At 66.1% G+C, this 21,425-nt stretch carries 19 protein-coding genes and 1 pseudogene; 12 read left to right on the forward strand and 8 right to left on the reverse strand.

Annotated elements, in window-relative coordinates; all coding sequences use genetic code 11:
- Positions 1–66: 66 nt before the first annotated feature.
- The 8 genes from DGO_RS17275 to DGO_RS17310 all read left to right on the forward strand — a co-directional run bounded on the left by DGO_RS17275 (position 67) and on the right by DGO_RS17310 (position 8,581).
- A complete protein-coding gene (locus DGO_RS17275) occupies positions 67–1,245 on the forward strand; it encodes a Gfo/Idh/MocA family protein (protein WP_014686449.1) in 1,179 nt (392 codons plus the stop codon).
- Positions 1,242–2,372: a Gfo/Idh/MocA family protein gene (locus tag DGO_RS17280; protein WP_014686450.1), complete on the forward strand. Its 1,131-nt coding sequence runs from the start codon at positions 1,242–1,244 to the stop codon at positions 2,370–2,372. The genes DGO_RS17275 and DGO_RS17280 overlap by 4 nt, the downstream gene beginning before the upstream one ends.
- A 100-nt stretch (positions 2,373–2,472) precedes the next feature.
- Positions 2,473–3,297 carry a sugar phosphate isomerase/epimerase family protein gene (locus tag DGO_RS17285; protein ID WP_014686451.1) on the forward strand — a complete coding sequence of 275 codons (825 nt, stop codon included), beginning with the start codon at positions 2,473–2,475 and terminating at the stop codon, positions 3,295–3,297.
- Positions 3,298–3,333: 36 nt separating this feature from the next.
- Positions 3,334–4,443 carry a substrate-binding domain-containing protein gene (locus DGO_RS17290; protein ID WP_014686452.1) on the forward strand — a complete coding sequence of 370 codons (1,110 nt, stop codon included), beginning with the start codon at positions 3,334–3,336 and terminating at the stop codon, positions 4,441–4,443.
- Positions 4,444–4,517: 74 nt separating this feature from the next.
- A complete protein-coding gene (locus DGO_RS17295) occupies positions 4,518–5,729 on the forward strand; it encodes a levoglucosan dehydrogenase (RefSeq protein ID WP_014686453.1) in 1,212 nt (403 codons plus the stop codon).
- 23 nt (positions 5,730–5,752) lie between these two features.
- Entirely contained in the window at positions 5,753–7,309 is a 1,557-nt protein-coding gene (locus tag DGO_RS17300; RefSeq protein WP_014686454.1) for a sugar ABC transporter ATP-binding protein, read from the forward strand.
- The gene (locus DGO_RS17305) at positions 7,293–8,252 is read left to right on the forward strand and encodes an ABC transporter permease (protein ID WP_014686455.1); all 960 of its coding nucleotides are present in this window, start codon (positions 7,293–7,295) and stop codon (positions 8,250–8,252) included. The genes DGO_RS17300 and DGO_RS17305 overlap by 17 nt, the downstream gene beginning before the upstream one ends.
- 29 nt (positions 8,253–8,281) lie before the next feature.
- Positions 8,282–8,581, forward strand: coding sequence for a putative quinol monooxygenase (locus tag DGO_RS17310; RefSeq protein ID WP_014686456.1), 300 nt, complete (start codon positions 8,282–8,284; stop codon positions 8,579–8,581).
- A gap of 122 nt (positions 8,582–8,703) precedes the next feature.
- Here the strand turns inward: DGO_RS17310 and DGO_RS17315 are convergent.
- Positions 8,704–9,998, reverse strand: a pseudogene (locus DGO_RS17315) (IS701 family transposase).
- Positions 9,999–10,248: 250 nt separating this feature from the next.
- Between DGO_RS17315 and topA the strand changes: the two are divergent.
- Positions 10,249–12,315 (forward strand): type I DNA topoisomerase, encoded by a 2,067-nt coding sequence (topA, locus tag DGO_RS17320; RefSeq protein WP_050920962.1) that lies wholly within the window; start codon positions 10,249–10,251, stop codon positions 12,313–12,315.
- A 425-nt stretch (positions 12,316–12,740) separates the two neighbouring features.
- Here topA and DGO_RS23435 read toward each other — a convergent pair whose 3' ends face one another.
- Complete coding sequence (locus DGO_RS23435; protein WP_145975470.1) at positions 12,741–13,370, reverse strand: hypothetical protein; 630 nt, start codon at positions 13,368–13,370, stop codon at positions 12,741–12,743.
- A 366-nt stretch (positions 13,371–13,736) separates the two neighbouring features.
- Positions 13,737–14,135 carry a hypothetical protein gene (locus DGO_RS23440; RefSeq protein WP_145975471.1) on the reverse strand — a complete coding sequence of 133 codons (399 nt, stop codon included), beginning with the start codon at positions 14,133–14,135 and terminating at the stop codon, positions 13,737–13,739.
- Between the two features lie 112 nt (positions 14,136–14,247).
- Between DGO_RS23440 and DGO_RS23445 the strand changes: the two genes are divergently transcribed.
- The gene (locus tag DGO_RS23445) at positions 14,248–14,616 is read left to right on the forward strand and encodes a hypothetical protein (RefSeq protein ID WP_043804546.1); all 369 of its coding nucleotides are present in this window, start codon (positions 14,248–14,250) and stop codon (positions 14,614–14,616) included.
- Positions 14,617–14,671: 55 nt separating this feature from the next.
- Positions 14,672–15,472 carry a 3'-5' exonuclease gene (locus DGO_RS17340; RefSeq protein ID WP_043804548.1) on the forward strand — a complete coding sequence of 267 codons (801 nt, stop codon included), beginning with the start codon at positions 14,672–14,674 and terminating at the stop codon, positions 15,470–15,472.
- 187 nt (positions 15,473–15,659) lie between these two features.
- Here DGO_RS17340 and DGO_RS23900 read toward each other — a convergent pair whose 3' ends face one another.
- The 5 genes from DGO_RS23900 to DGO_RS17360 form a co-directional block, all read right to left on the reverse strand.
- Positions 15,660–15,944, reverse strand: coding sequence for a DMT family transporter (locus DGO_RS23900; RefSeq protein ID WP_083847405.1), 285 nt, complete (start codon positions 15,942–15,944; stop codon positions 15,660–15,662).
- Positions 15,878–16,270: an EamA family transporter gene (locus DGO_RS17345; RefSeq protein ID WP_043804550.1), complete on the reverse strand. Its 393-nt coding sequence runs from the start codon at positions 16,268–16,270 to the stop codon at positions 15,878–15,880. Before DGO_RS17345 ends, DGO_RS23900 begins: the two co-directional genes overlap by 67 nt.
- A 233-nt stretch (positions 16,271–16,503) precedes the next feature.
- The gene (locus DGO_RS17350) at positions 16,504–16,938 is read right to left on the reverse strand and encodes a pyridoxamine 5'-phosphate oxidase family protein (protein WP_264371059.1); all 435 of its coding nucleotides are present in this window, start codon (positions 16,936–16,938) and stop codon (positions 16,504–16,506) included.
- 77 nt (positions 16,939–17,015) lie between these two features.
- A complete protein-coding gene (locus tag DGO_RS17355; protein WP_014686466.1) occupies positions 17,016–17,867 on the reverse strand; it encodes an IS3 family transposase in 852 nt (283 codons plus the stop codon).
- Positions 17,864–18,163, reverse strand: a complete 300-nt coding sequence (locus DGO_RS17360; RefSeq protein ID WP_014686467.1) for a transposase — start codon at positions 18,161–18,163, stop codon at positions 17,864–17,866. Before DGO_RS17360 ends, DGO_RS17355 begins: the two co-directional genes overlap by 4 nt.
- 367 nt (positions 18,164–18,530) lie before the next feature.
- On the opposite strand from DGO_RS17360, the gene DGO_RS17365 reads away from it, so the two are divergent.
- Positions 18,531–21,293, forward strand: a complete 2,763-nt coding sequence (locus DGO_RS17365) for a CheR family methyltransferase (protein WP_050920964.1) — start codon at positions 18,531–18,533, stop codon at positions 21,291–21,293.
- The last annotated feature ends 132 nt before the right edge of the window (positions 21,294–21,425 follow it).

Below are 21,425 nucleotides of genomic sequence, written 5' to 3' on the forward strand. Positions count from 1 at the left end.
TCCATCTCGGTTCTCCACTGGCCCCAGCGCCGGCGGGTGGCCGGCCCCATCCCTGGAAGGTCTGTCATGTCGTATGCGAGCTTCACAACCCAGCCTCCCCGCGCGCTGATCCTCGGTGCCGGCTTCACCGCCGGGGCCCACCTAGAGGCCCTGCGGCGTCTGGGCATCCCGGTGGCCGGCGTGGTCGCCAGCGACCCCTCACGCACCGAGGTAGTCGCGCAGCGGTATGGCGTGCGCGCCTACCCGGACACCTGGACGGCCCTGCACGACCCGGCCGTGACGGTCGTCCACGACTGCGCGCCCAGCGACGTACATGTGGAGCTGAACCTCGCGGCGCTCAAGGCGGGCAAGCACGTGTTCTCCGAGAAACCGTTGGGCGTGACCGCACACGAGTCGCGCCGGCAGCTGGACTATGCCCGGGTGAGCGGCCTGCGGCATGGCGTGCACTTCACCTACCGGGGCTACCCGATGGTGCGTGAGCTGCGGCACCGGGTGCGCTCGGGCGAGCTGGGCGAGATGCGCTACCTTCGCGGGCATTACCTGCAGGACTGGCTGCTCTCGCCGCGGAACTACAACTGGCGGCTGGAGGCCAGTGCCGAGGAAACCCGCGCGCTGGGCGACATCGGCTCGCACCTGCTCGACCTGGCGCGCTTCGTCACGGGCCTGGAGGCCACTGGTGTCCTGGCGCGCCTGAGCCGGATGCACTCCACCCGGTACCGGCCCGCCGGGCCCGGCACGCCACAGGTGCCCTTCGAGGTGGAAGCCGAGGATCAGGCGACCCTGCTCGTCGAGTACGGCCCAGACGTGACCGCGACCTTCGAGGTGGCGCAGGTGTACGCCGGGCACCGCAACGACCTGAGTCTGGAGGTGATCGGCACACGCGGCAGCGCCCGCTGGCAGCAGGAAGCTCCGGAGCAGCTGTGGCTGGCCCACGCGGGCCACCCCGACGCGGTGCTGCACAAGTCCGGCCTGCTGTGCGCCGACGCGATAGAGCACATGCACTACCCCGCTGGACATCCCGAGGGCTACGCCGACGCCCTGACCAATGGCATCCGCGCGTACTACGCCGCGCTCGCCGGTGAGGACAGCCGCTACCCGACCTTCGAAGACGGGCATGCCGCCGCGCTGACGGTCACGGCCGCAGCGCGCAGCCACGCCGAACGTCGCTGGGTGGCGATCAGCGACCTTGAGCCCAATTCTCCCCCACTGCCCAGTCCCTCCATCCCACAAGGAGCCCCGTTATGACCCCACCCGTCCCACAGGCCGCGCTGGTCGGCATCGGTTTCATCGGGCAGGCACACCTGGAAGCGCTGCGCCGTCTCGGCGTACCCATCGCCGGCGTCCTCGGACATGAGGAGAGCTACACCCGGCGCGAGGCGGCCCGGCTGAACCTGCGCCCCTACGCCTCCCTGGACGAGCTGCTGGCTGACCCAGCCGTGAGCGTCGTGCACCAGTGTGGCCCGAACGACGTGCACGCCCCGCAGAACCTGCGGGCCCTCGCGGCGGGGAAGCACGTGTTCAGCGAGAAGCCCCTGGGCGTGAGCAGCGACGAGACCGCCCGACAACTCCAGGCGGCCCGCGCCTCCGGTCGGCAGACGGCCGTGAACTTCACCTACCGGGGCTACGCGGCCGTGCAGGCCCTGCGTGACCTCGTGCAGGGCGGCGAGATGGGCGAGGTCGTCTCGCTGCGTGGGCACTACCTGCAGGACTGGCTGCTGTACGCCACGGATTTCAACTGGCGGGTCGGCGCGCCCGCCCACGAGACCCGCGCCGTGTCGGACATCGGCTCACATCTGAGCGATCTGGCCCGGTACGTCACCGGACTGGAACCGCGGCGCGTGCAGGCGCGCTTCTCGACCCTGCACGCCAAGCGCCGCCGTCCGCTGGGGACGGTCCAGACCTTCGCGAGTGGCGGCGCCGAGACCGAGGCCTTCACCGTGACCACCGAGGATCAGGCGAGCCTGTGGGTGGACTACGGCGGCATCCACGCGAGCTTCGAGCTCTCGCAGGTCGCGCCCGGTCACAAGAACGATCTGGAGCTGGAGGTTCTGGGCACCCGTGGAAGCGCCCGCTGGCGCCAGGAGCGGCCCGAGGAAATCGAGCTCGCGTCCCGTGACGCCCGCCGCACGGTGCAGCTCAAAGACCCAGGCCACCCCTTCACCCACTACCCGGCCGGGCATCCGGAAGGCTATCCAGATGCCATCACCAACGTGCTGCGCGCCTTCTACGCCGGCCTGTCCGGCACGCCCGACCCGCGCATCGCCCGCTTCGAGGACGGCCACGCCGCCGCCCTGTTCGTCGAGGCCGCCTACGCGAGCCATCTCACCGGCCAGCCGGCTGAGGTCGGGGCCGCCCTGGACGTTTCCGTATGAGCCGCCAGCTCCAGAGGGAGCCGCCATGACTGCCCACTGAGCGTCCAGTTCACCCATCAAGACCGGCCCGCCTGTGCGGGCACAGAAGGAGGTTCACACCATGAAATTCGGGTATCAGACCAACACCTGGGGAGGCGTCGTCGGACATCCGGCGGGCGTCACGAGCATCAAGGATCTGTTCTACCTCACGCCGGGGTCAGATCAGGAGGCGCTGCGCGACATCGCCGCCGCCGGGTACCTGGGCGTGGAGCTGTTCGACGGCAACCTGATGGCCTACCAGGGCCGTGAGGACGAGTTCCGGAGCTTCCTGACGGCGGGGAACCTCAGCCTCATCGCGATCTATTCGGGGGCGAACTTCATCTACGACGACGTGCTGGAGGACGAGTTCTGGCGCATCGAGCAGGCCGCACGGATCGGTCAGACCTTCGGGGCCGAGTTTCTGGTGCTGGGGGGCGGGGCCAAGCGGCACGGCGGCCCCCGTGAAGAGGACTACACGAAGCTCGCCCGCGGCCTCGACCGCGCCGCCGAGTTCGCCCGAACCTTTGGGCTGACGGCGCTGTACCACCCACACCTGGGCACGCTCGTGGAGGGGCCCGAGGCGCTGGAGAAGGTTATGTCGCAGTGCACCATCGGCCTGTGCCCGGACACCGCGCACCTCGCGGCCGGCGGCAATGACCTGCCGAACCTGATCCGGACGTACGCGAGCCGCATTCCGTATATCCACCTCAAGGGCCTGAGCCGCGATCCTTTCGGGTTCGTGCCCCTCGATGAGGATCCCGAGATGGCGGCCATCTGGCAGGCGCTGCAGGACATCCACTTCGACGGCTGGGCCACCGTCGAGCTCGACAGCCACGCCGATCCGAAGAGTGCCGCCGCGCGCAGCCTCGCGTGGCTCCAGGCCCGCGCGACCGTCTCCACCGACTAACGCTCCGTCTCTCCGCCCCGACTCCAGGAGTTCACCATGAAGCACACTGCCAAGCTCGCCCTCGTCGCCGCCGCGCTCGTCACCGCCGCCCTCGCACAGGGTGTAAATCCACAGGCTGCCCTCAAGGAGCTCGCCACGAAGGTCTACTCGAAAGGACCCTCCGGTGAGGCCCCGGCACCGGCGTCCAGCGTCACGCTGACCCCGGCTGAACTGGCTAAGGTGAAGGCCATGAACGCCACCGCCGCCATCGTGCTGCACTACGGCGGCAACGACTGGAGCAACGCGCAGGTGGACGGCCTCAAGGCGCAGTTCGCCAAGCTGGGCATCAAGGTCATCGCCGTGACAGACGCGAACTTCAAGCCGGAGAAGCAGGTCTCCGACATCGAAACGGTGCTGGCCCGCAAGCCCAGCATCATCGTGTCCATCCCGACCGACCCGGTGGCCACCGCCGCCGCGTACCGTAAGGCCGCGAAGGCCGGCGTGAAACTGGTGTTCATGGACAACGTACCCAGCGGCCTCAAGGCCGGCACGGACTACGTGAGTGTCGTCTCGGCCGACAACTACGGCAACGGCGTGGCCTCGGCGCATCTGCTGGCGCAGCAGCTGGGCAGCAAGGGGAACATCGGCGTGATCTTCCACGCGGCCGACTTCTTCGTGACCAAGCAGCGCTACGACGCGTTCAAGGCCACCATCGCCAAGTACCCCAACATCAAGATCGTGGCCGAGCAGGGCATCGGCGGACCGGACTTCGCCGGCGACGCCGAGAAAGTCGCGTCGGCCATGCTGACCCGCAACCCCAACCTGAACGCCATCTGGGCCGTGTGGGACGTGCCGGCCGAGGGCGTGATGAGCGCCGCGCGCACGGCCGGACGCAAGGACCTGGTCATCGCGACCATGGACCTGGGCAAGAACGTCGCGCTGGAGATGGCCAAGCCGAACGGCATGGTGCGCGGCCTGGGTGCCCAGCGCCCCTACGACGCCGGCGTGACCGAGGCGAACCTCGCGGCGTACGGCCTGCTGGGCAAGAAGGCCCCCCCGTACGTTGCCCTGAACGCGCTGCCCGTCACGCGTGCCACGTTGGCCACCGCATGGAAGCGGGTCTACAACCAGACCCTACCCAGCGACATCCAGTCCGTCCTGAAGTAAGTCCTCCCGGGGCTGCGCTCCCTGCGCGTGGCCCTACCCCTGATCCCGCCCACCATGATTCTGGAGGTACCACCATGACCGCATCCAGCATTCCTCAGCTCAACGTCGGCCTGATCGGCGGGGGGTTCATGGGCAAGGCCCATTCGCTCGCGTACGCCGCCATGCCCATGTTCTTCTGGCCCGCGCCCGCCATCCCGGTGCGCCACACGATTGCCGAGGTCACCGACGACCTGGCCGCCGGGGCCGCCGCCCGCTTCGGCTTCCAGCACTCAACCGGCGACTGGCGCCGCGTGATCGACGATCCCAACATTCACGTGGTGGACATCGCCACGCCGAACAACTCGCACGCCGAGATTGCCATCGCCGCCGCGCAGGCCGGCAAGCACATCCTGTGCGAGAAGCCGCTGGCTCCCACTGTGGCCGAAGCGAAGGCCATGTACGAGGCGGTCAAGGCGGCGGGCGTGGTCAACATGGTCGCCTTCAACTACCGCCGCACGCCCGCCGTGGCCCTGGCGCGCAAGTACATCGAGGAAGGCCGCATCGGGAAAGTGCTGAGCTTCCGGGGCACGTACCTTCAGGACTGGTCGGCCGACCCGAGCGGGCCGCTGTCGTGGCGCTTCCAGAAGAAGATCGCCGGTTCCGGCGCGCTGGGAGATATCGGGACGCACGTGGTCGACCTGGCCCGCTACCTGGTAGGCGAGATCAGCGCCGTGAACGCCATGATGCACACCTACATCCACGAGCGGCCCCTGCAATCTGGCGGCGCGGACAAGCTGGGGGCCAGCGACAAGACCGCGGGCGGGCCCAGGGGCGCCGTGGATGTGGACGACGAGGTCATGACCCTGCTGCGCTTCGAGAACGGCGCGGTCGGCTCGCTGGAGGCCACCCGCAACGCGTGGGGCCGCAACAACTACATCACCTTCGAGATCCACGGCACCGAGGGCACGATCCACTTCAACTACGAACGCCGCGACGAGTTGCGGGTCTTCTTCAACAGTGACCCCAGCGACGCCCGCGGCCTGCGCACCGTGTACACCGGGCCGGCGCATCCCTACGGCGAGGGCCTGTGGCCGATCCCAGCACTGGGCATCGGCTACGGCGAGACCAAGATCATCGAGGCCTACGACCTGTTCACGGCCATCACCACCGGCCGCCCGGTGCGCCCGGACTTCGAGGACGGTTACAGAACCGAGCTGATCGCCGACGCCATCGTGCGCTCCGCCCAGGAGCGGCGTGAGGTCGACGTGGAATCCATCGGCGCCCCGAGGGAAACGGCGGGCGTCTGAGCTGGAGCAGGAGGAGGACATCCATGACGGTTCAGACCACCGACCACGTGTCAATCCCGTCCCCCAGCCCCCTGGCCGTGGAGCTGCGCGGCATCAACAAGGCTTTCAACGGCGTCCGCGTGCTGGAAGGCGTAGATTTCAGCCTGCGCGCCGGGGAGGTGCATGCCCTGATGGGCGGCAACGGCGCCGGGAAGTCCACCCTGATGAAGATCCTCCAGGGGGTGTATCAGCCCGATGCCGGCGAGGTCATCGTCAGCGGACAGGCCGTACACCTGGGCTCGCCCAGCCAGGCCGAGGCGCATGGCGTCGCCATGATCTTTCAGGAGTTCAGTCTGATTCCGACCCTCACGGCCGCGCAGAACATTTTCCTGAACCGCGAGCCGCGCGGCGCGCTGGGGTCTATCAATGACCGCGAGGCCGTCCGCCGCGCCCGCGTGATCTTCGACGACATGGGCGTGCAGATCGACCCGACCAAGACGGTCAGCGACCTGTCGACCGGCGAGTGGCAGCTCACGGAGATCGCCAAGGCGCTGAGCAAAGACGCGCGGGTGCTCATCATGGACGAACCCACGGCGGCCCTGTCGGCCACCGAGGTCGCCACGCTGTTCCGCCTGGTCGATGGCCTCAAGGCCCGCGGGATTGCCATCGTCTACATCACGCACCGCATGGACGAGGTGTTCGAGGTGGGCGACCGCGTCACCGTGATGCGCGACGGCAAGGCCGTGCTGAGCGGCGAGACCCGCAGCCTCAAGATCGAGGACGTGATCGAGCACATCGTGGGTCGCCGCATGGAGGGGGCCCTGGAATACGTGGGGCGCACCGTGAACCGCGGGGGCGCGCCGCTGCTGGATGTCCAGAACATCCAGGCCGAGGGGCTCAGCGGCGTGACCCTGCAGGTGTATCCGGGTGAGGTCGTGGGCCTCGCCGGTCTGATGGGCAGTGGACGCACCGAGCTGGCCGAGGCGCTGTTCGGCGTGCGGCGCGTGACGGGCGGCCAGATCACGTTGGACGGCCGGCCCGTCGTGAACCGGAGCCCGGAGGCTGCCATCCGCCACGGCTTTGCGCTGGTGCCCGAAGACCGGCGTGTGCAGGGCCTGGTGCTCGACCACACGGTGTACGAGAACCTTCTGCTCCCACAGCTCGGGCGCTTCCAGGGGGGCGGCGTGATGCGCGACGGCCCCGGACGCGACTACGCCCGCGAACTGATTGAGCAACTGCGCATCAAGACCGATGGTCCCGACAAGCAGGCGCGCCTGCTGTCGGGGGGCAACCAGCAGAAGATCGTGCTGGCCAAGTGGCTCGGTAACGATCCGCGGCTCCTGATCCTCGACGAGCCCACCGCTGGGGTCGATATCGGCTCGAAGGCCGAAATCATCGGGCTCATCCGTTCCCTGGCCGATGCCGGCAAGGGCGTGCTGCTCATTTCCTCGGAGTTCCAGGAACTGCTAGCCGTGTCGGACCGCGTGCTGCTGATGCAGGGCGGGCGCATCACCGGCGAGTTGCTGCGCGAACAGATCGCGCAGGAAGAAGACCTTCACCACGCCCTGCAAGGAGGCGCTGTCCATGACCACTCTGCCTAATGCGGCCGCACCCCGGCGCTCCCCTCTCGCCAACTGGCGCTCCTACGTGGTGTACGTGGGCTTCGCGCTGGTGTTCCTCTTCTTCTCAATCTTCCTGCGCGACGCCGGCTTCCTGTCCAGCAACAACCTGCTGAACATCGTCCGCCAGACCGCGACCATCTCGGTGATGGCCGTCGCGATGACCTTCGTGATCGCCTCTGGTGAAATTGATCTCTCGGTCGGCAGCGTGGCCGGACTGTCGTCGGTGCTGGCCGCCCTCGCCATTCCGCACGTCGGGCCAGTCGGTGGGGCGCTGGCCGGACTGGCGGGCGGCGCGCTGATCGGCCTGATCAACGGCTCCCTGGTGACTGGGCTCGGCATCCCCTCGTTCCTGGTGACCCTAGGCATGTTGGGCATCGCCAACGGTGTGGCACAGTGGATCACCGCCACAGCGCCTGTGCCGATCCTCAACGACGCCTTCAACAACTTCTTCGGCTCCGGCGACCTGGGGCCCATCCCCTCGCTGTTCCTGTGGACCCTCGTCGCGCTGGGCATCGGACACTTCCTGCTGCGCCGCACCTCGTTTGGCCGCAGCGTACTGGCGGTCGGCGGGAACGCCACTGCCGCGCGTTACAGCGGCATCAACGTGGCCCGCACCAAACTGATGGTGCTGGTCGCCTCCGGCACGGTGGCCGGACTGGCCGGCATGCTCTACGCCGGACGCCTGAATTCCGGGCGCTTCCAGTGGGGCCAGGGCGACGAGCTATCTGTCATCGCGGCCGTGATCCTGGGTGGTACGCCCCTGTTCGGCGGCGCCGGCACTGTCTTCGGCGCCGTACTGGGGGCCCTGATGATTGGGCTGATCAACAACGGCCTGATCCTGATGGGCCTGGAGTACAGCCAGCAGCTGATCATCCGTGGCGTGATCATCATCCTCGCTGTAGCGCTCGCCCGGCGCAAATAGACCACTCGCGCTGCTGTTCAGGAGACACCATGAGTCCAATCAACCTGTTCGCTACCCTGACGCCTGCGCCGGGCCAGGCTGATGCTTTGCGCGCCGGCCTGCTGGTCATCGCACCCTACTCTCGCCAGGAAAACGGCTGCGAACGCTACGAGCTACTCGAGAGCGGTGGGGACGATACCCTGCGCTTCCACGTCATCGAGCGCTTCACAGACGAGGCCGCCCTTCAGGCCCATGGTGACAGCGATCATTTCCGCGCCTTCAGCGCCCGCTTCGGCGAGTGGCTCGTCGGCCCACCGGAGGTCATCCAGGCGCGGGATCTCCCGGCGTAGGGTAAGCCAGGTTGAACAGGAACTCTTGTTCACTGAATTGAGGCCGCGCTGAGCGGCAAGAGACGACGCGGCTCATGAGCCGCGTCGTCGGTTTAACAGGACTTTGTCACTTCGCTGTTGGCTTACGGTGACGCTCCGCGAACCCGTTCCCCGCAATGTGGACACCGACCGAGCCGAACGCTGGAAAACGTTCGGCTCGCTTCTCTCCGCGCTTTCGGCAACGTCAGGACCAGCGCCATGGCGCTGGTCGCCGCTCGAACGGTCTGCAAAAACAGCATGGCCAACATCACCAGCGTCACGTGATGCGTCAGACCTCGCCAAGACCGCCCTTCGAAGTGATCCAGTCCCAGCTCTTCTTTCGCTTGCGCATGCAACGTCTCGCACGCCCAACGAGACTTGATGTCTCGAACAATCTGCGCCTTGGACATCCCAGCGGCATGGTTGGTCACGTGGTCCTTGATCTCTCCACCGTGCCATTTCTCCCCGACGACCCACACGAGTTCGCCGGGGAAGTGACGCCCCCGCGCGTCTTCGACCCCATCCGCGATCTGGGCCCGCACTACCAGCCAACGGGCCTTCCTGCTACCCCTCACGGTGTGCCAGCGGTGTGATGGCAAGGCGTGCAGCACGTCCCGGATGGGACGTGCTGGTTCGTTGGGAACGCCGTACTTCCGTGGACGTCCCGTGTTCTTGGTCTGGAGTGGTGCGGCAGCGACCGTGACGTGCTCACCGAAGACCTTCTGATGGCCCACGACGCCGACCGCCCAGGTGAGGCCCCGTGCGGTCAGGGCCTGGCGGAACGTTTTGCTGACGCCGTACCCCGCATCAGTCAGCACGACCCGGAAGGTCGTGCCTCGTGCCAGCACACGGTCGAGTTCTTCCAGTGCCAGGTCGCTCTTGGAACGGTAGGCATGCAGGTGTTCAGGAACGCCGGCTTCGAAGCAGCGTTCTGGATCTGTCGTCCAGCTTTTGGGCAGAAACAAGCACATGCTCAGTGGCGCGAAGACACGTCCGTCGGCCAGCGTGAGCGTCACGAGCGATTGACAGTCGGCGAGCTTCCCAAACGCACCGCAGTATTGGTGGGCCACCAAGGCGCTGTGCGCTCCACTCTTAGGCAGTGCGGTGTCATCGATGATCAGTACACCCTTCTTCCCTCCACAGAGGGACTGGGCGCGCTTGGCCAGCAGGTGGTCCAGGGCATCTGTGTCCCAGGGACTGACGTTCAGGAAATGGTGGAGACGTGGGTAGGGCAATCCAACGTGCTCAGCGATGGGTTCGGTGCTTTTACGTTCCAGCGGGGCCAGGAGGCCCCGGATGTACCTGGGCAGGCAGATCCGTTGCTTGGGATGGTCGAGCGTTTTCAGACAGGGAGACAGGAATCGGAAAAGGACCGCTGCCAGTTGTGGGGCACAGGCATGTCCAGAGCATCGACCATGACGACAAGGGGCGGCTGAGAGCCGCCCCAGAGTGACAAAGTCCTATTAGAGGCTGAGGACAGAACGGCGTCCACTCCGTGGAGGAGCTGTGAGCCATCCAAGTCCGGGCCAGATCAGGCGCATACTCAAAGCGAGAAGGGAGCGCCGCGGCGTTGCCTTAAAAGGACGAGATTCACATCTCAGCCCGTTCTGTTGCTACCGTAATGGCATGTTTTCCTCTCCCCTTCCTTTGTGGGTCGCTTCATGCCGCTCCTGATCGTCGAATCTCCGAAGAAGGCGAAGCAGATCGCCTCGTACCTGGGCCGGGACTGGACGGTGAAGGCCTGCTTCGGGCACGTGCGGGATCTGCCGGCGAAGAAGGAGGAGATCCCGGTGAAGTACCGCGCTCAGGCCTGGGCGCGCCTGGGGGTGGACGTCGAGGGCGGGTACACGCCGATCTACGTGGAGCGGGCCAAAGCGAACGTCCTCGCCGAGCTGCGCGCCGCGGTGAAGGCCGCCAAGGGAGACGTGTACCTGGCCTCGGACCCAGACCGGGAAGGGGAGAGCATCGCGTGGCACCTGAGCGTGGTGTTGGGCCTGAAGGACGCGCGACGGGTGACGTACCAAGAAGTGACGAAGGCCGCCATCCAGAAGGCCTTGCAGAGTCCCCGGCCGATCAATCTGGCGCTCGTGGCTGCGCAGGAGAGCCGGCGCATCCTGGACCGTCTGGCGGGCTACGGGGTGTCTCCGTTGCTCTGGGACGCCATCGGGGGACCACAGTCGGCGGGGCGGGTGCAGTCGGCCGCCCTGATGCTGCTGGCGCAGCGCGAGCAGGCCCGGATGCGCTTCGTCCCGGCCGGGTACTGGCGGGTGGCCGCCCAGGTGGGGACCACGCCCCCTTTTCAGGCCACAGTGCAGGCCATCCGAGGTCTGCCGCTGGCGACGGCCGCGAGCTTCACACCCCAGGGGCAGCTTAAGGAGGGCCTGGAAGTGGCCCAGCTGGACGCCCAGAAGGCCGAGGGCCTGCGCGGGTACCTGGAAGGCCGGGAGGCGGAGGTCACGGGCATCGAGGTCAGTCCGGTGGTTCGGCGGCCGCCACCGCCCTTCACGACGTCGAGTCTCCAGCAGGCGGCGGGGGCTCGGCTGCGCTTCAGCGTGGAGACGACCTCGCGGGCCGCCCAGTCGCTCTATGAGCAGGGGTTGATCACGTACATCCGTACCGACAGTCCGGCCCTCTCCGACGAGGCGCTGGAGCTGGCGCGCGTGGCGGTGCAGGAGCGCTTCGGACAGGGGGCACTGCCGCCTGCCCCTCGCCAGTACGCGACCCGCAATGCAAATGCCCAGGAGGCGCACGAGGCCATCCGGCCTGCGGGGGACTTCAAGGCCCCGAAGGCGACTGGGCTGAGTGGGGACGAGCTGGCGCTGTACACCCTGATCTACACGCGGACCGTGGCGAGTCAGATGCAGGACGCGCTGGGGGAGAAGACGACCGTGCGCCTGCAGGCAGGCGTGGTGACGCTGGGGGCAACTGGAACCCGGCTGACGCAGCGGGGCTTCACGGCGCTGTACGAGGACGAGGCGGAGGACGCTGACGACCAGGCGCTGCCGGCCCTGACTGTCGGGCAGCGGGTGGGGTTGAGCGGCGTGAAGGTGGAGGAGAAGAAGAGCAGCGCGCCGCCCCGGTATGGGGAGGGGGCGTTCGTGCAGCTGATGGAGAAGGCCGGGATCGGGCGGCCGAGCACGTACGCGAGCACGCTGAAGACGTTACAGGGCCGGAGTTACGTGGCGGTGCGGGGGCGGAAGCTGCATGTGACGCCGTTGGGCTTGTGTGTGGCGATGTACCTGATGCAGCAGCTGCCGCAGCTGGTCGACGCGCGGTTCACGGCGGAGATGGAGCGGGAGCTGGACACGATTGCACAGGGGGCGTTGAAGCGGACGGTGTATCTGGACCGGGTGTGGCGGGAGGCGTTGCAGCCGGCGATTGCACGGGCACAGCGGACGTCGCCGAGACTACGGGTGCCAGGGCAGGAGGCGGTGTTCGAGGTGCAGGGGGGGCAGGTGAGCTTGCGGACGGCCCAAGGGGTCGTGACGTTGCCTCCTGAGCTGCTGCCGGAGGATCTGAATGAACAGAGCATTGCGGCGTTGTTGGCGGGGACGTGGAAGGTGGGGAGAGGAGTGCGGGCGGAGAGAGTGCCAGCGTCCTCTGATGTGGATAAGCCTGCACGAGCGCCTCGGCGGAAGAAGGGGGAGGCGGGGACGACCAAGGCTCCACGGAAGTCGAGGCAGGCTGGGGGTTCCCGGAAGGGGAAGCGTTTGTAGGGAGCTGAGGTTCTTGGAGAGTTAAAATCATTATATACGATGGAGAGAGGCCCCCCGTACCTTCTCCTGCTCTGCCTCCCCAATACCCTTGTACTGCATAAATTGCGAAATATCAGGCATGCATTCAGTCTTTCCCTAAGCTGGTGCCGGTGCTAAAGCGGGAAGAAAGCAAAGGGGTAGACAGTGGGGGCAAAAGGTGGGAGAGAGAAAGCGCTATCCCACTCATCATATATCCACAAATATATCTACATCTCCACACACGTCACCCCAAGTACACCCACATTCCAGATATGCCCCTCCCCCAACCCACCGATCTCCTCACCTTCCCCCACCCCACCCACCCCACCGAAGAAGGCTGGACCCCCCACATCCACACCCTCACCACCTACCTCGAACACCTCCACCCCTGCCTCACCACCTCAACCTCAGACCCCGACGCCTTCTCCGACGACGCCACCTTCTACGCCACCCCCGAACAACGCCACACCATCTTCCTCACCGGCCACCTCCTCCTCCTCGGCCTCCACACCATCAACCACCGCCAGAACCTCCAACACCACACCCTCACCCTCACCCAAGACCTCGCCACCACCCTCAACCAGTTCCATCCCATCGGTCAGAAATTCCAGGAAGGCCTCGACCATCTCGCCATCGCCCTCCTCAGCGGCCAGGCCACCGGCAGCCCCTACCACCAAGACGAACTCCACCACGCCGCCGCTTTCCTCCTCGACCGCGCGCAAGAACTCCACCTCCCCCTCCCCAACCTCTTCCACGAAGGCAGCCTCTTCTGGACTCTCTACCGCCGCCCTGAACACCTTCAGGACCCCACCCACCCCGACCTCCTCACCCTGCTCCCCGACCCCACCCAGGACCCCACACGACAGCCCCGCGAGCAGACCCTCAAAGCGCTCCTCACCTCCGATCTGCACCCCACCGAACAGGCCACCCTCGTCTTCCTCCTCCACCTCAACGCCCGCGACCGCTACACCGACCAACCCGTCACTGTCCCCCTGAACCACGCCGCGAGGTGCCTCCTCGCCGCGCGCGACATTCATGCCCAGGAACGCACCTCCACGCACGTCACCCGCCTGCTGCAAGGGCACCTCCAGGCCATCCATCAGGAACTGGGCCGCATCCGCGTTCCCGCACTGCGCGTGGGCACCGTGCTGCAACAGCAGGAACGTGACCTCGCCTCGACCCAGGCCCTCGGCATCCTCCGCTGGATGCATCACCTACAGCTGGCCGATCTCCCCGGTATCGACCGTGAGGGCGAGCGCCTCCTCTGGGAGATTTTTGATCGTCTCGACCGACAACTGGTCGAAGGCCTCGACCCCCACCGGGATCAGGGCTTACGCCTACGCCTCATGCTCAGTACCTGCGCTCACCTCGCCCAGATCGCCCGCGCCCCAGGCATGGGCCTCTCACCCACCCTCCAGATGGCCACCACCCTGACCGGCATCGATCCCCTCTGGGGCTGGAAAGAAATCCTCCTCTCCAGACACACCAACACCAATCTGGAGCACGCCCTCAACCAATTTGTCGCGACCCTCGATCTCCTCCCCAGGACGACCGCCCTCGGGCTGGAGACCCCGGACCACCAGACCGCCCTCTTCCTCGTGCGTGAATTCGCCGGCCATCTGCGCGCCTGTCTCCGTACCCTTGGTCTCCGCTTGCCTCTCCATCACGAATTCGAGGACAGCATGCGCATTTTTGGCCCCTTCCGGGCCAGCCTGCAGACCGCACAGGAGAACAACGACGCCCTGCACCTCTGGCTTGGTCTCCGCGACCGCCTCCGCACGCATGACTTCGCCCAGGAACAACTCGCCCCAGTGGAGCAGGCTGCCTCCACCCCTGCCACTGGAGATACCCCAGCACCTGTGCCCGAGCCTGAGACCCATCACGCCCTCCCAAGCCCTGAAGCACAAGCGCCCGTTGCTTTCCAGTTCCGCCACGTGCAGGAAGCGCGCCCTCCTCGAGGGCCGCTCAATCACCCTCATCGGCGGGGTACCCGACCCCGCACACCACCAGGCCCTCGTCGACACCCTAGGCCTCACCCATCTGGAGTGGATTGGTGCCGATGAGTACGACCACGGCACCCACGCCCACGCCCGCATCACCGATCAGACGGCCGTCGTCATCCTCGCCATCCGCTGGATGGGCCATGCCCACAACGCCCTGCGCGACATCGCCAGGGCCAAGGGCGTCCCCTACGTCATGCACCCCGGCGGCCTCAACCCCAGCAGCGTCGCCTGGCAGATCCTCCAGCAAGCCAGCGCCCAGCTCACCGCTCGCGCGTCTTAAACCCGGCCCAAGAGACGAACATCTGCCCAGGCCCGGCGTACCCTGAAGCCCGCCCGTGACGTACGCCTCCACTGACCCCCTACTGTTCGGACATGATCCCACCCCCGGGATCGTGTCCGTTCATGCCGACCTCTCCGGCCGGGCTCTCGTCTGGCGACGCGAGGACGGGCAGGTCACCCTCGAGCGCCCCCGCTTCCGATCCTGGCTCTACGCCCGTGACCTCGCCGACGTCGAACACCTCGGCCCGCGCCTGGCCACCCACGACGATCACACCCCCTTCAGCGCCCGCGAGCTGCCCGGGACGCCTGGGAGGCTGCGCTACCTCCTCACTGCCCGCGACGGTCAGGCCCTCCGGCGCGCCGTTCTCGCCGGCGCCAGCCAGCGCCTCGGCCGTCCCATCACCAGCCTCCACGATCTCTCGAGCTACTACACCGTCGGCCCCACCGAGCAGTACCTCATGGCCTCCGGACGCACGTACTTCAAAGGCATGGGCTTCGACGATCCCCATCGCCTGCAATTCGACCTGGAAACCACCAGCCTCAGCCCCGACACCGGCCGCATCTTTATGATCGCCGTGCGCGACAACCGCGGCTTCGAGCGTGTGCTGGAGGCCCGACGCGCCGCCCAGGAACCCGAACTCATCCAGGCCCTGGTCCAACTCATCCAGGACCGCGACCCGGACGTTCTGGAGAACCACAACCTCATGGCCTTCGACCTCCCCTTCCTGATCGGGCGCAAGTGCATGGCCTCGCCCTCAACCTCGGCCGGCCCGGCGGCCCCCCCGGCCTCTGGAAGGTTCAGGACGGCCGCTCCACCCCGCACAGGGCCTGCGCCGGCCGCAAGCGATTTCACGTAACTGTTCGATGCCTCCACTCAACCCGGCTTGTTCGACCGCCCGTTCACGGAGATGCAACCCCGCTGGACTTTGCCTTCATCCGGAATCTCTCCAACCTCTACACAAAAGCAGTAGTCCAACATCATTGACCCAAGAAAGTCGCCCCTACTGAAAAGGTTCCGCAACCAGGACCGCCTGACGCTGGTCATCATCGTCGCGGCCCCCAGGATGAGCCCCCACCCACCCAGGTGAAGGGTCCCAGGCGCTCGTGCAGGATCATCACTCCCAGCACCGTCCCCACCAGGGGTTCGAGGTTCACGAACATCCCCGCGAACGCGGCCGAACTTCGGGCAACGCTCCAGTTCCAGAGGACGAGCGTCCGCGCGGTACAGACCACCCCCAGGAAGAGCAAGTTCCCCAGGATGTTCAGCGGAATCCCTGCGTGGGGCCTCCGGAACTCAAAGCAAAGGGGAGGGTCAGCAGGGTGCCGCACGTCAAGGTCCAGGTGGTCGTATTCACCGGGCCGTAGTGACGGATCAAACGCTGACTCAGCAGAATACTCGCGGTGGCCGCGACCGTCGAGAACAGCACCAGCGCGTCGCCGAGCACGCTGCGCCCTGGACCCGGCACCCCCATGATCAGGAGCAGGCCCAGGCTGGACACGCCGATGGCCACCCAGGTGCGGCGGTGCGGGCGTTCTCCCAAAAGCAGCCAGGCCTCGATGGCGAGGAGAGGTGTGACTGTCCCCAGAATCAGCGCCGCACTGGAAGCACTCGTCAGCGACAGGCCGGTGTACTGCAAGAGATAGGTGATGGGCACTTGTAACGCCCCCGGCAGCAGGAAGAGGGGAAGATCCTGACGTCGGGGACGATGGCTACGCTAGAGGGCGAAGGGCAGCAGTGTCAGGGCGGCGAAGGAGAAGCGGAGCAGGATGATACTGGTGACCGGCAGGACTTCCAGGGCGACCTTACCCAGCAGAAAGGTAAGCCCCCAAAGCACGTTGGCACCAGCCGCAGCCAGCGCGGGCTGCAGCAGGCCAGTGGATGGTGCCCTCACTTGTTCGAGCGCCAGCCCGGAGAAGCCGTGTGGTTCTGGGCCGGCCACCGTTCGTGCAAGGGTGGGAGACGTCCTTCCTTGCCCGTGATGAGCTCCGGGGCGATGGCATAGACCACCGTGCCGTCAATCCGGGGTAGCGAATCCTTCTCCCGACCCCAGGAGTCTGTAGGTGCGTACTTCGCCATGAACGCCTGGTAGAACCGGGTCTTCTCCTCCAGATCTTCCACGATGCGAATTCGTCCGAAGACAATCACCAAACGGTAAGACACCGAGGTATCACATTCAATGTGGCCGTAAGGAAAGACCTCCCCAGGCTCGTCCACCTCGAAGCTGACCTGGGGATGGAAGCGGACGTTGGTCAGAAAGTGGCCGGCGTAACGGGCCGTGTGGAGATAGATCTGCCCCTCCTGCCAAGTAAAGAGATTGGGCACGACGTACGGATACCCGTCTGGCCCGAGGGTGCCTATCCGGCCTGGAGTGACCCCAATTGAGCGGACCGCAGGGCAAGTCACGTCTGAGCAGCAGTGTAGCGGGCGGCGAACTCGGCGGGTGGAACGTACCCCAAGCTGGAGTGCAGTCGGCGGCGGTTGTACAGGTCCGCAATAAAGAATTCAATATGCCGCCGGGCGTCGTCCAGATCGACGTATTCTTGCAGATTGACCTCCTCGGCCTTCAGGGTCTTATAGAAGCTCTCCATCTTGGCGTTGTCGTAGGGATTGCCCGTTCTGGACATGCTGGGCGTGATGATCGCGGACCGCAAGCGGTCCACGTACACCCGGCTGGCATATTGCACCCCCTGGTCCGAATGATGCAGGAGCCCTGGGGCTGGACAACGCGCGGCCAGCGCGTTGTTCAAGGCCGCCAGTGGCAAGTCCGCGTCGAGGAACCTAGACATGGACCAGCCGACCACCTCCCGGGTGAAGCCGTCCAGAACGCAGGCCAGGTAGACAAAGCCCTGCTGAACCCGCACATACGTCAGATCGGCCTGCCACACTTGATCCGGTCGTATCGGAACGACTTCGCGCAGCAGGTTCGGAAAGCGCGTCTCACTGTGGTTCGAGTTCGTCGTGGCCCGATAGCGACGTTTGGGGCGACACAGCAAGCGGCGTTCCCGCATGACGCGCAGCACCCGTTTGTGGTTGGCCGGGCGACCTCGCCGAGCCAGCTCACGGGTCACCCGCCGATATCCGTAGCCGACGAACTCCTCTACCACGGCCTCAATGTCGTCTCCCAAGGCTTGGTCGGGGTCCACCTCCTCTCCGTGCTGCTGTTGATAGAACCACGAGCGGCTCACCCCATGCAGCTCACACAGACGACGTACCGACACCTCCGGATGCGCGGAGCGCGCATCCGCAATCATTTGGTGCCTGGTCTCGAGCGGTACGTCGCCAACGACTTTTTTAGAATCGTGTTCTCCAGCGACAACTGCCCGCAGAACCGCTCCAGCTCGGCAAGACGCTGTTCCAGCGACGGGTCAGGTTTGGCCTGATCCGTGAATGCCGCTTCCCCATGGACCTCGACCTCTTTGCGCCAACGATGAATCAGGCCGGGCGAGAGGGCGTGTTCCCGACAGAGCTGGGCGGTCGTCTTTTGACCCCCGTTGACTTGGTTCATGATGTCGAGCTTAAACTCGCGGCTGTGGATGCGTCCGGGCATAGGGGCTCCTTCGGTACCGTCAGCCTACGGGCTGACGAGTGCGAAGTGCCTTGCCTCCTGGTCCGCTCCTGGGGGGTCACTCCAGGCTGGGCCGCTCCCCATCTCCTTGCCTTGCAACTGTGCAATCAGTCTTCATGCCACGTTTTGAAGGGTAGTCAGGGCCCTGGCAGTTGTCCCGTACAAAAGGGGGGACCGCTAGAGCAATTGGATGGTACAGGCCCCGTGCGGTCTAGACTAGCCACTACAGAACGGGCAGCCTGCGGGCGGTCATGCCTATCTCGCTTACCCGACCGCCACTCCAGGAGATCCGATCATCGCCGAAGCTTCCACCAACTACCGCCCAGCACCACTGGCCCCCCCCCTGCGGGTGGTCGGCATTGGGGGGTCGGCAGGCGCACTGGACAGCTACGAGCGGTTTTTCCTGGGCCTGCCGCCCAGCACCGGACTGGCCTTCGTGGTGGTGCCCCACCTGGGCCCGAACGCGCAGGGCCTGATGCCGGACCTTCTGACGCGCTGCACCATCATGCCCGTGGTCCAGATCACGGACGGCCAGCCCCTGCGTGCCAACCGCGTCCACATTCCTCCTCCGGGCCACAGCCTGAGCCTGGAGGGCGGAATACTGCGCCTCGAAGACCTGACACAGGCGGGCGGCCACGTGATCGACTATTTTTTCGAGTCGCTGGCTGCTGATCAGCAGGGGCAGGCGGTAGGCATCGTGCTGTCGGGGCTGGGCCGGGACGGCACGCGGGGCATCGGCGCCATCAAGCGGGCGGGCGGGTGGGTGCTGGTCGAGGACCCGCAGACCGCCGAGTATTCCGACATGCCCCGCAGTGCAGTCAGTACAGGGCTGGCGGACGACGTACAGCCCGCCCCGGAACTCGCGGCCCGCCTGATGGGCCTAACAGATGTGGCCCCGCTGCTGGAGGAGGCACTGGGTCAGGGTGGGGACGGCTCCAGCGCGCCGCTACAAACGATCCTGCGGCTGGTCCACGCCCACAGCGGCCATAATTTCGAGCATTACAAGCACGCCATGCTGATCCGCCGCATTGACCGCTGCATGAGGGAGCGGGGGATTGGGGACGTCTCCGATTACATCCAGATGTTGGAAGCGTCGCCAGACGCGGTCGAGGCGCTGTTTCAGGATTTTACCATCAACGTGACCAGCTTCTTCCGGGACGCCGAGGCCTTCGAGGCCCTGAAAGTCCACCTAAGAAGTGCCATCCGGAACCACGGGCGGGGGCAGAACCCATTCAGGGTCTGGGTCACCGCCTGCTCAACCGGCGAAGAGGCGTACTCGGTCGCCATCGTGCTGCACGAACTGGCTGGGGAGCTGGTGGGCGATCACCGCCCAAGGGTGCAAGTCTTCGCGACCGACATTGATCCGGTGGTCGTGAACACTGCCCGGCAGGGTCTGTATCCCAGGGACATCGCTTACATCGTGTCGGAAGAGCGCCTGCAACGCTTTTTTCAGCTTAGGGGCGACCAGTATCAGGTGCGGGCCGAGGTCCGGAACAGCGTGGTCTTCGCCACCCACAGCACCTTCGCCGATCCGCCGTTCACGCGCCTGGATCTCGTGAGCTGCCGCAACCTACTGATCTACGTTGGCCCCGAGCTGCAACGGCAGATCCTGACGCTGTTTCGCTACGCCCTCAGACCCGCCGGCCTGCTGTTCCTCGGGTCCAGCGAGTCGCTTGGCACCGGTCAGCAGGGGTTCACTATCCTTGACCGGCACTGGAAGATCTACGAGCGTGGCGAGGGTGAGGCGGGCCGACCGCCACTGAATCCCTCATCCCCATTACACGCCGGCGAGACGCCGCTCAGTAGCGAGGCTGCCTTGAAAGCCGGGCCGGGTCGGATCAGTTCTGCTGGCCGCCCTGCCGGCCACCTCGATCTGACCCCGCAGGTGCAGTCCGCCCTACTGGCCGAATACGCCCCGCCGGCGGTGGTGGTCAGCGGGCAGGGCGAGGTGCTGTTCGTGCATGGCCGCGCCAGCCGCTATCTGGCAATCCCGCAGGGGCAGGTACAGAACAATGTGTTCGAGATGGTGCCGGTCAGCCTGCGCTTGGCACTGCGCTCCGCCGTGCGCGAAGCTCACCACGCGCAGCGGCGGGTGACGTACCGGGGTTTGGTGGCCGCGCCACCAGGGGAGGTCGACACAGCCCCGGCCCAGACGCTCGACCTGACCGTCCGGCCCCTTTGGCCCGCCGGCGATGGGCCACTTCTGATCACGTTGCAGGAAACCGGCGAGGCCGCCGCCGAGGCCGCCGAGGCAGAGCGCGCCAGCGACGCCGGGCACAGCCTGGCCTTGGAGCTAGAACTCCGACACGGACGCGAGGCGCTGCGGGCCACGGTCGAGGAGGTGACCCGCTCGGTGGTGGAGCTCCGGACCAGCCATGAGGACCTCCAGACCAGCCATGAGGAGCTTCAGAGCGCGAATGAAGAGCTGATGACCTCAAAGGAGGAGCTCCAGTCGCTCAATGAGGAGCTGAGCACTGTGAACGCCGAGCATCAGGTCATCATCCAAGATCAGGTGCGCGCCAACGACGACCTGAACAACCTGCTGGACACGGCGGGCACGGCCATCCTCTTTCTAGGCAACGACCTGACCATCCGGCGGTTCACCCCACCTATTAACCAGCTCGTACGCCTCATGTCGGCCGACGTGGGCCGGCCGCTGGAAGACTTCAACGTCCTGCTGCGTCACAATATGCTGCTGGCGGAGACCCAAAGGGTGCTTGAAACCCTGGAACCCCACGAGGCACAGGTGCAGACCCTGGACGGGGAGTGGTTCCTGCTGCGGATCAATCCCTACCGCACGGCGGACAACCGCATTGACGGCGTGGTGGTGGCCCTGACCAGTATCGCTGTGGTCAAGGCGCTAGAATGGCGACTGGTCAAGTCGCTGAACTTGGATCGAGCGGCGCTTGACACGAGGCGTGACCCTTTGCTGCTGCTGGATCAGCACCTGCGCGTCGTAACGGCCAGCCAAGCCCTGCTGACGCTGCTAGAAAGTGAGCCAGACACCGGGGAACTCGCCTTTGACCTGCCTGAACTGCGCCGCCGGTTGCAGGCGGTCATTGCGACAGGGGAGCCGGCGTCTGGGTCGGCGAAGTTACGGATTGAGGAGTAAGACCTTAGGGGCGACCGGTCCGATAGAACGGTTCGGCGAGCGCGAGACGAGAAGTCCGACGGACATGTAGAGCAGCAGGACACGGTCTTTCCAAGCGGTTCGCAATTCAGCGCGGTGGCAATGGTAAGTTGA

Origin of the sequence: Deinococcus gobiensis I-0 (assembly GCF_000252445.1) — a bacterium.
Classification (GTDB): Bacteria; Deinococcota; Deinococci; order Deinococcales; family Deinococcaceae; genus Deinococcus; species Deinococcus gobiensis.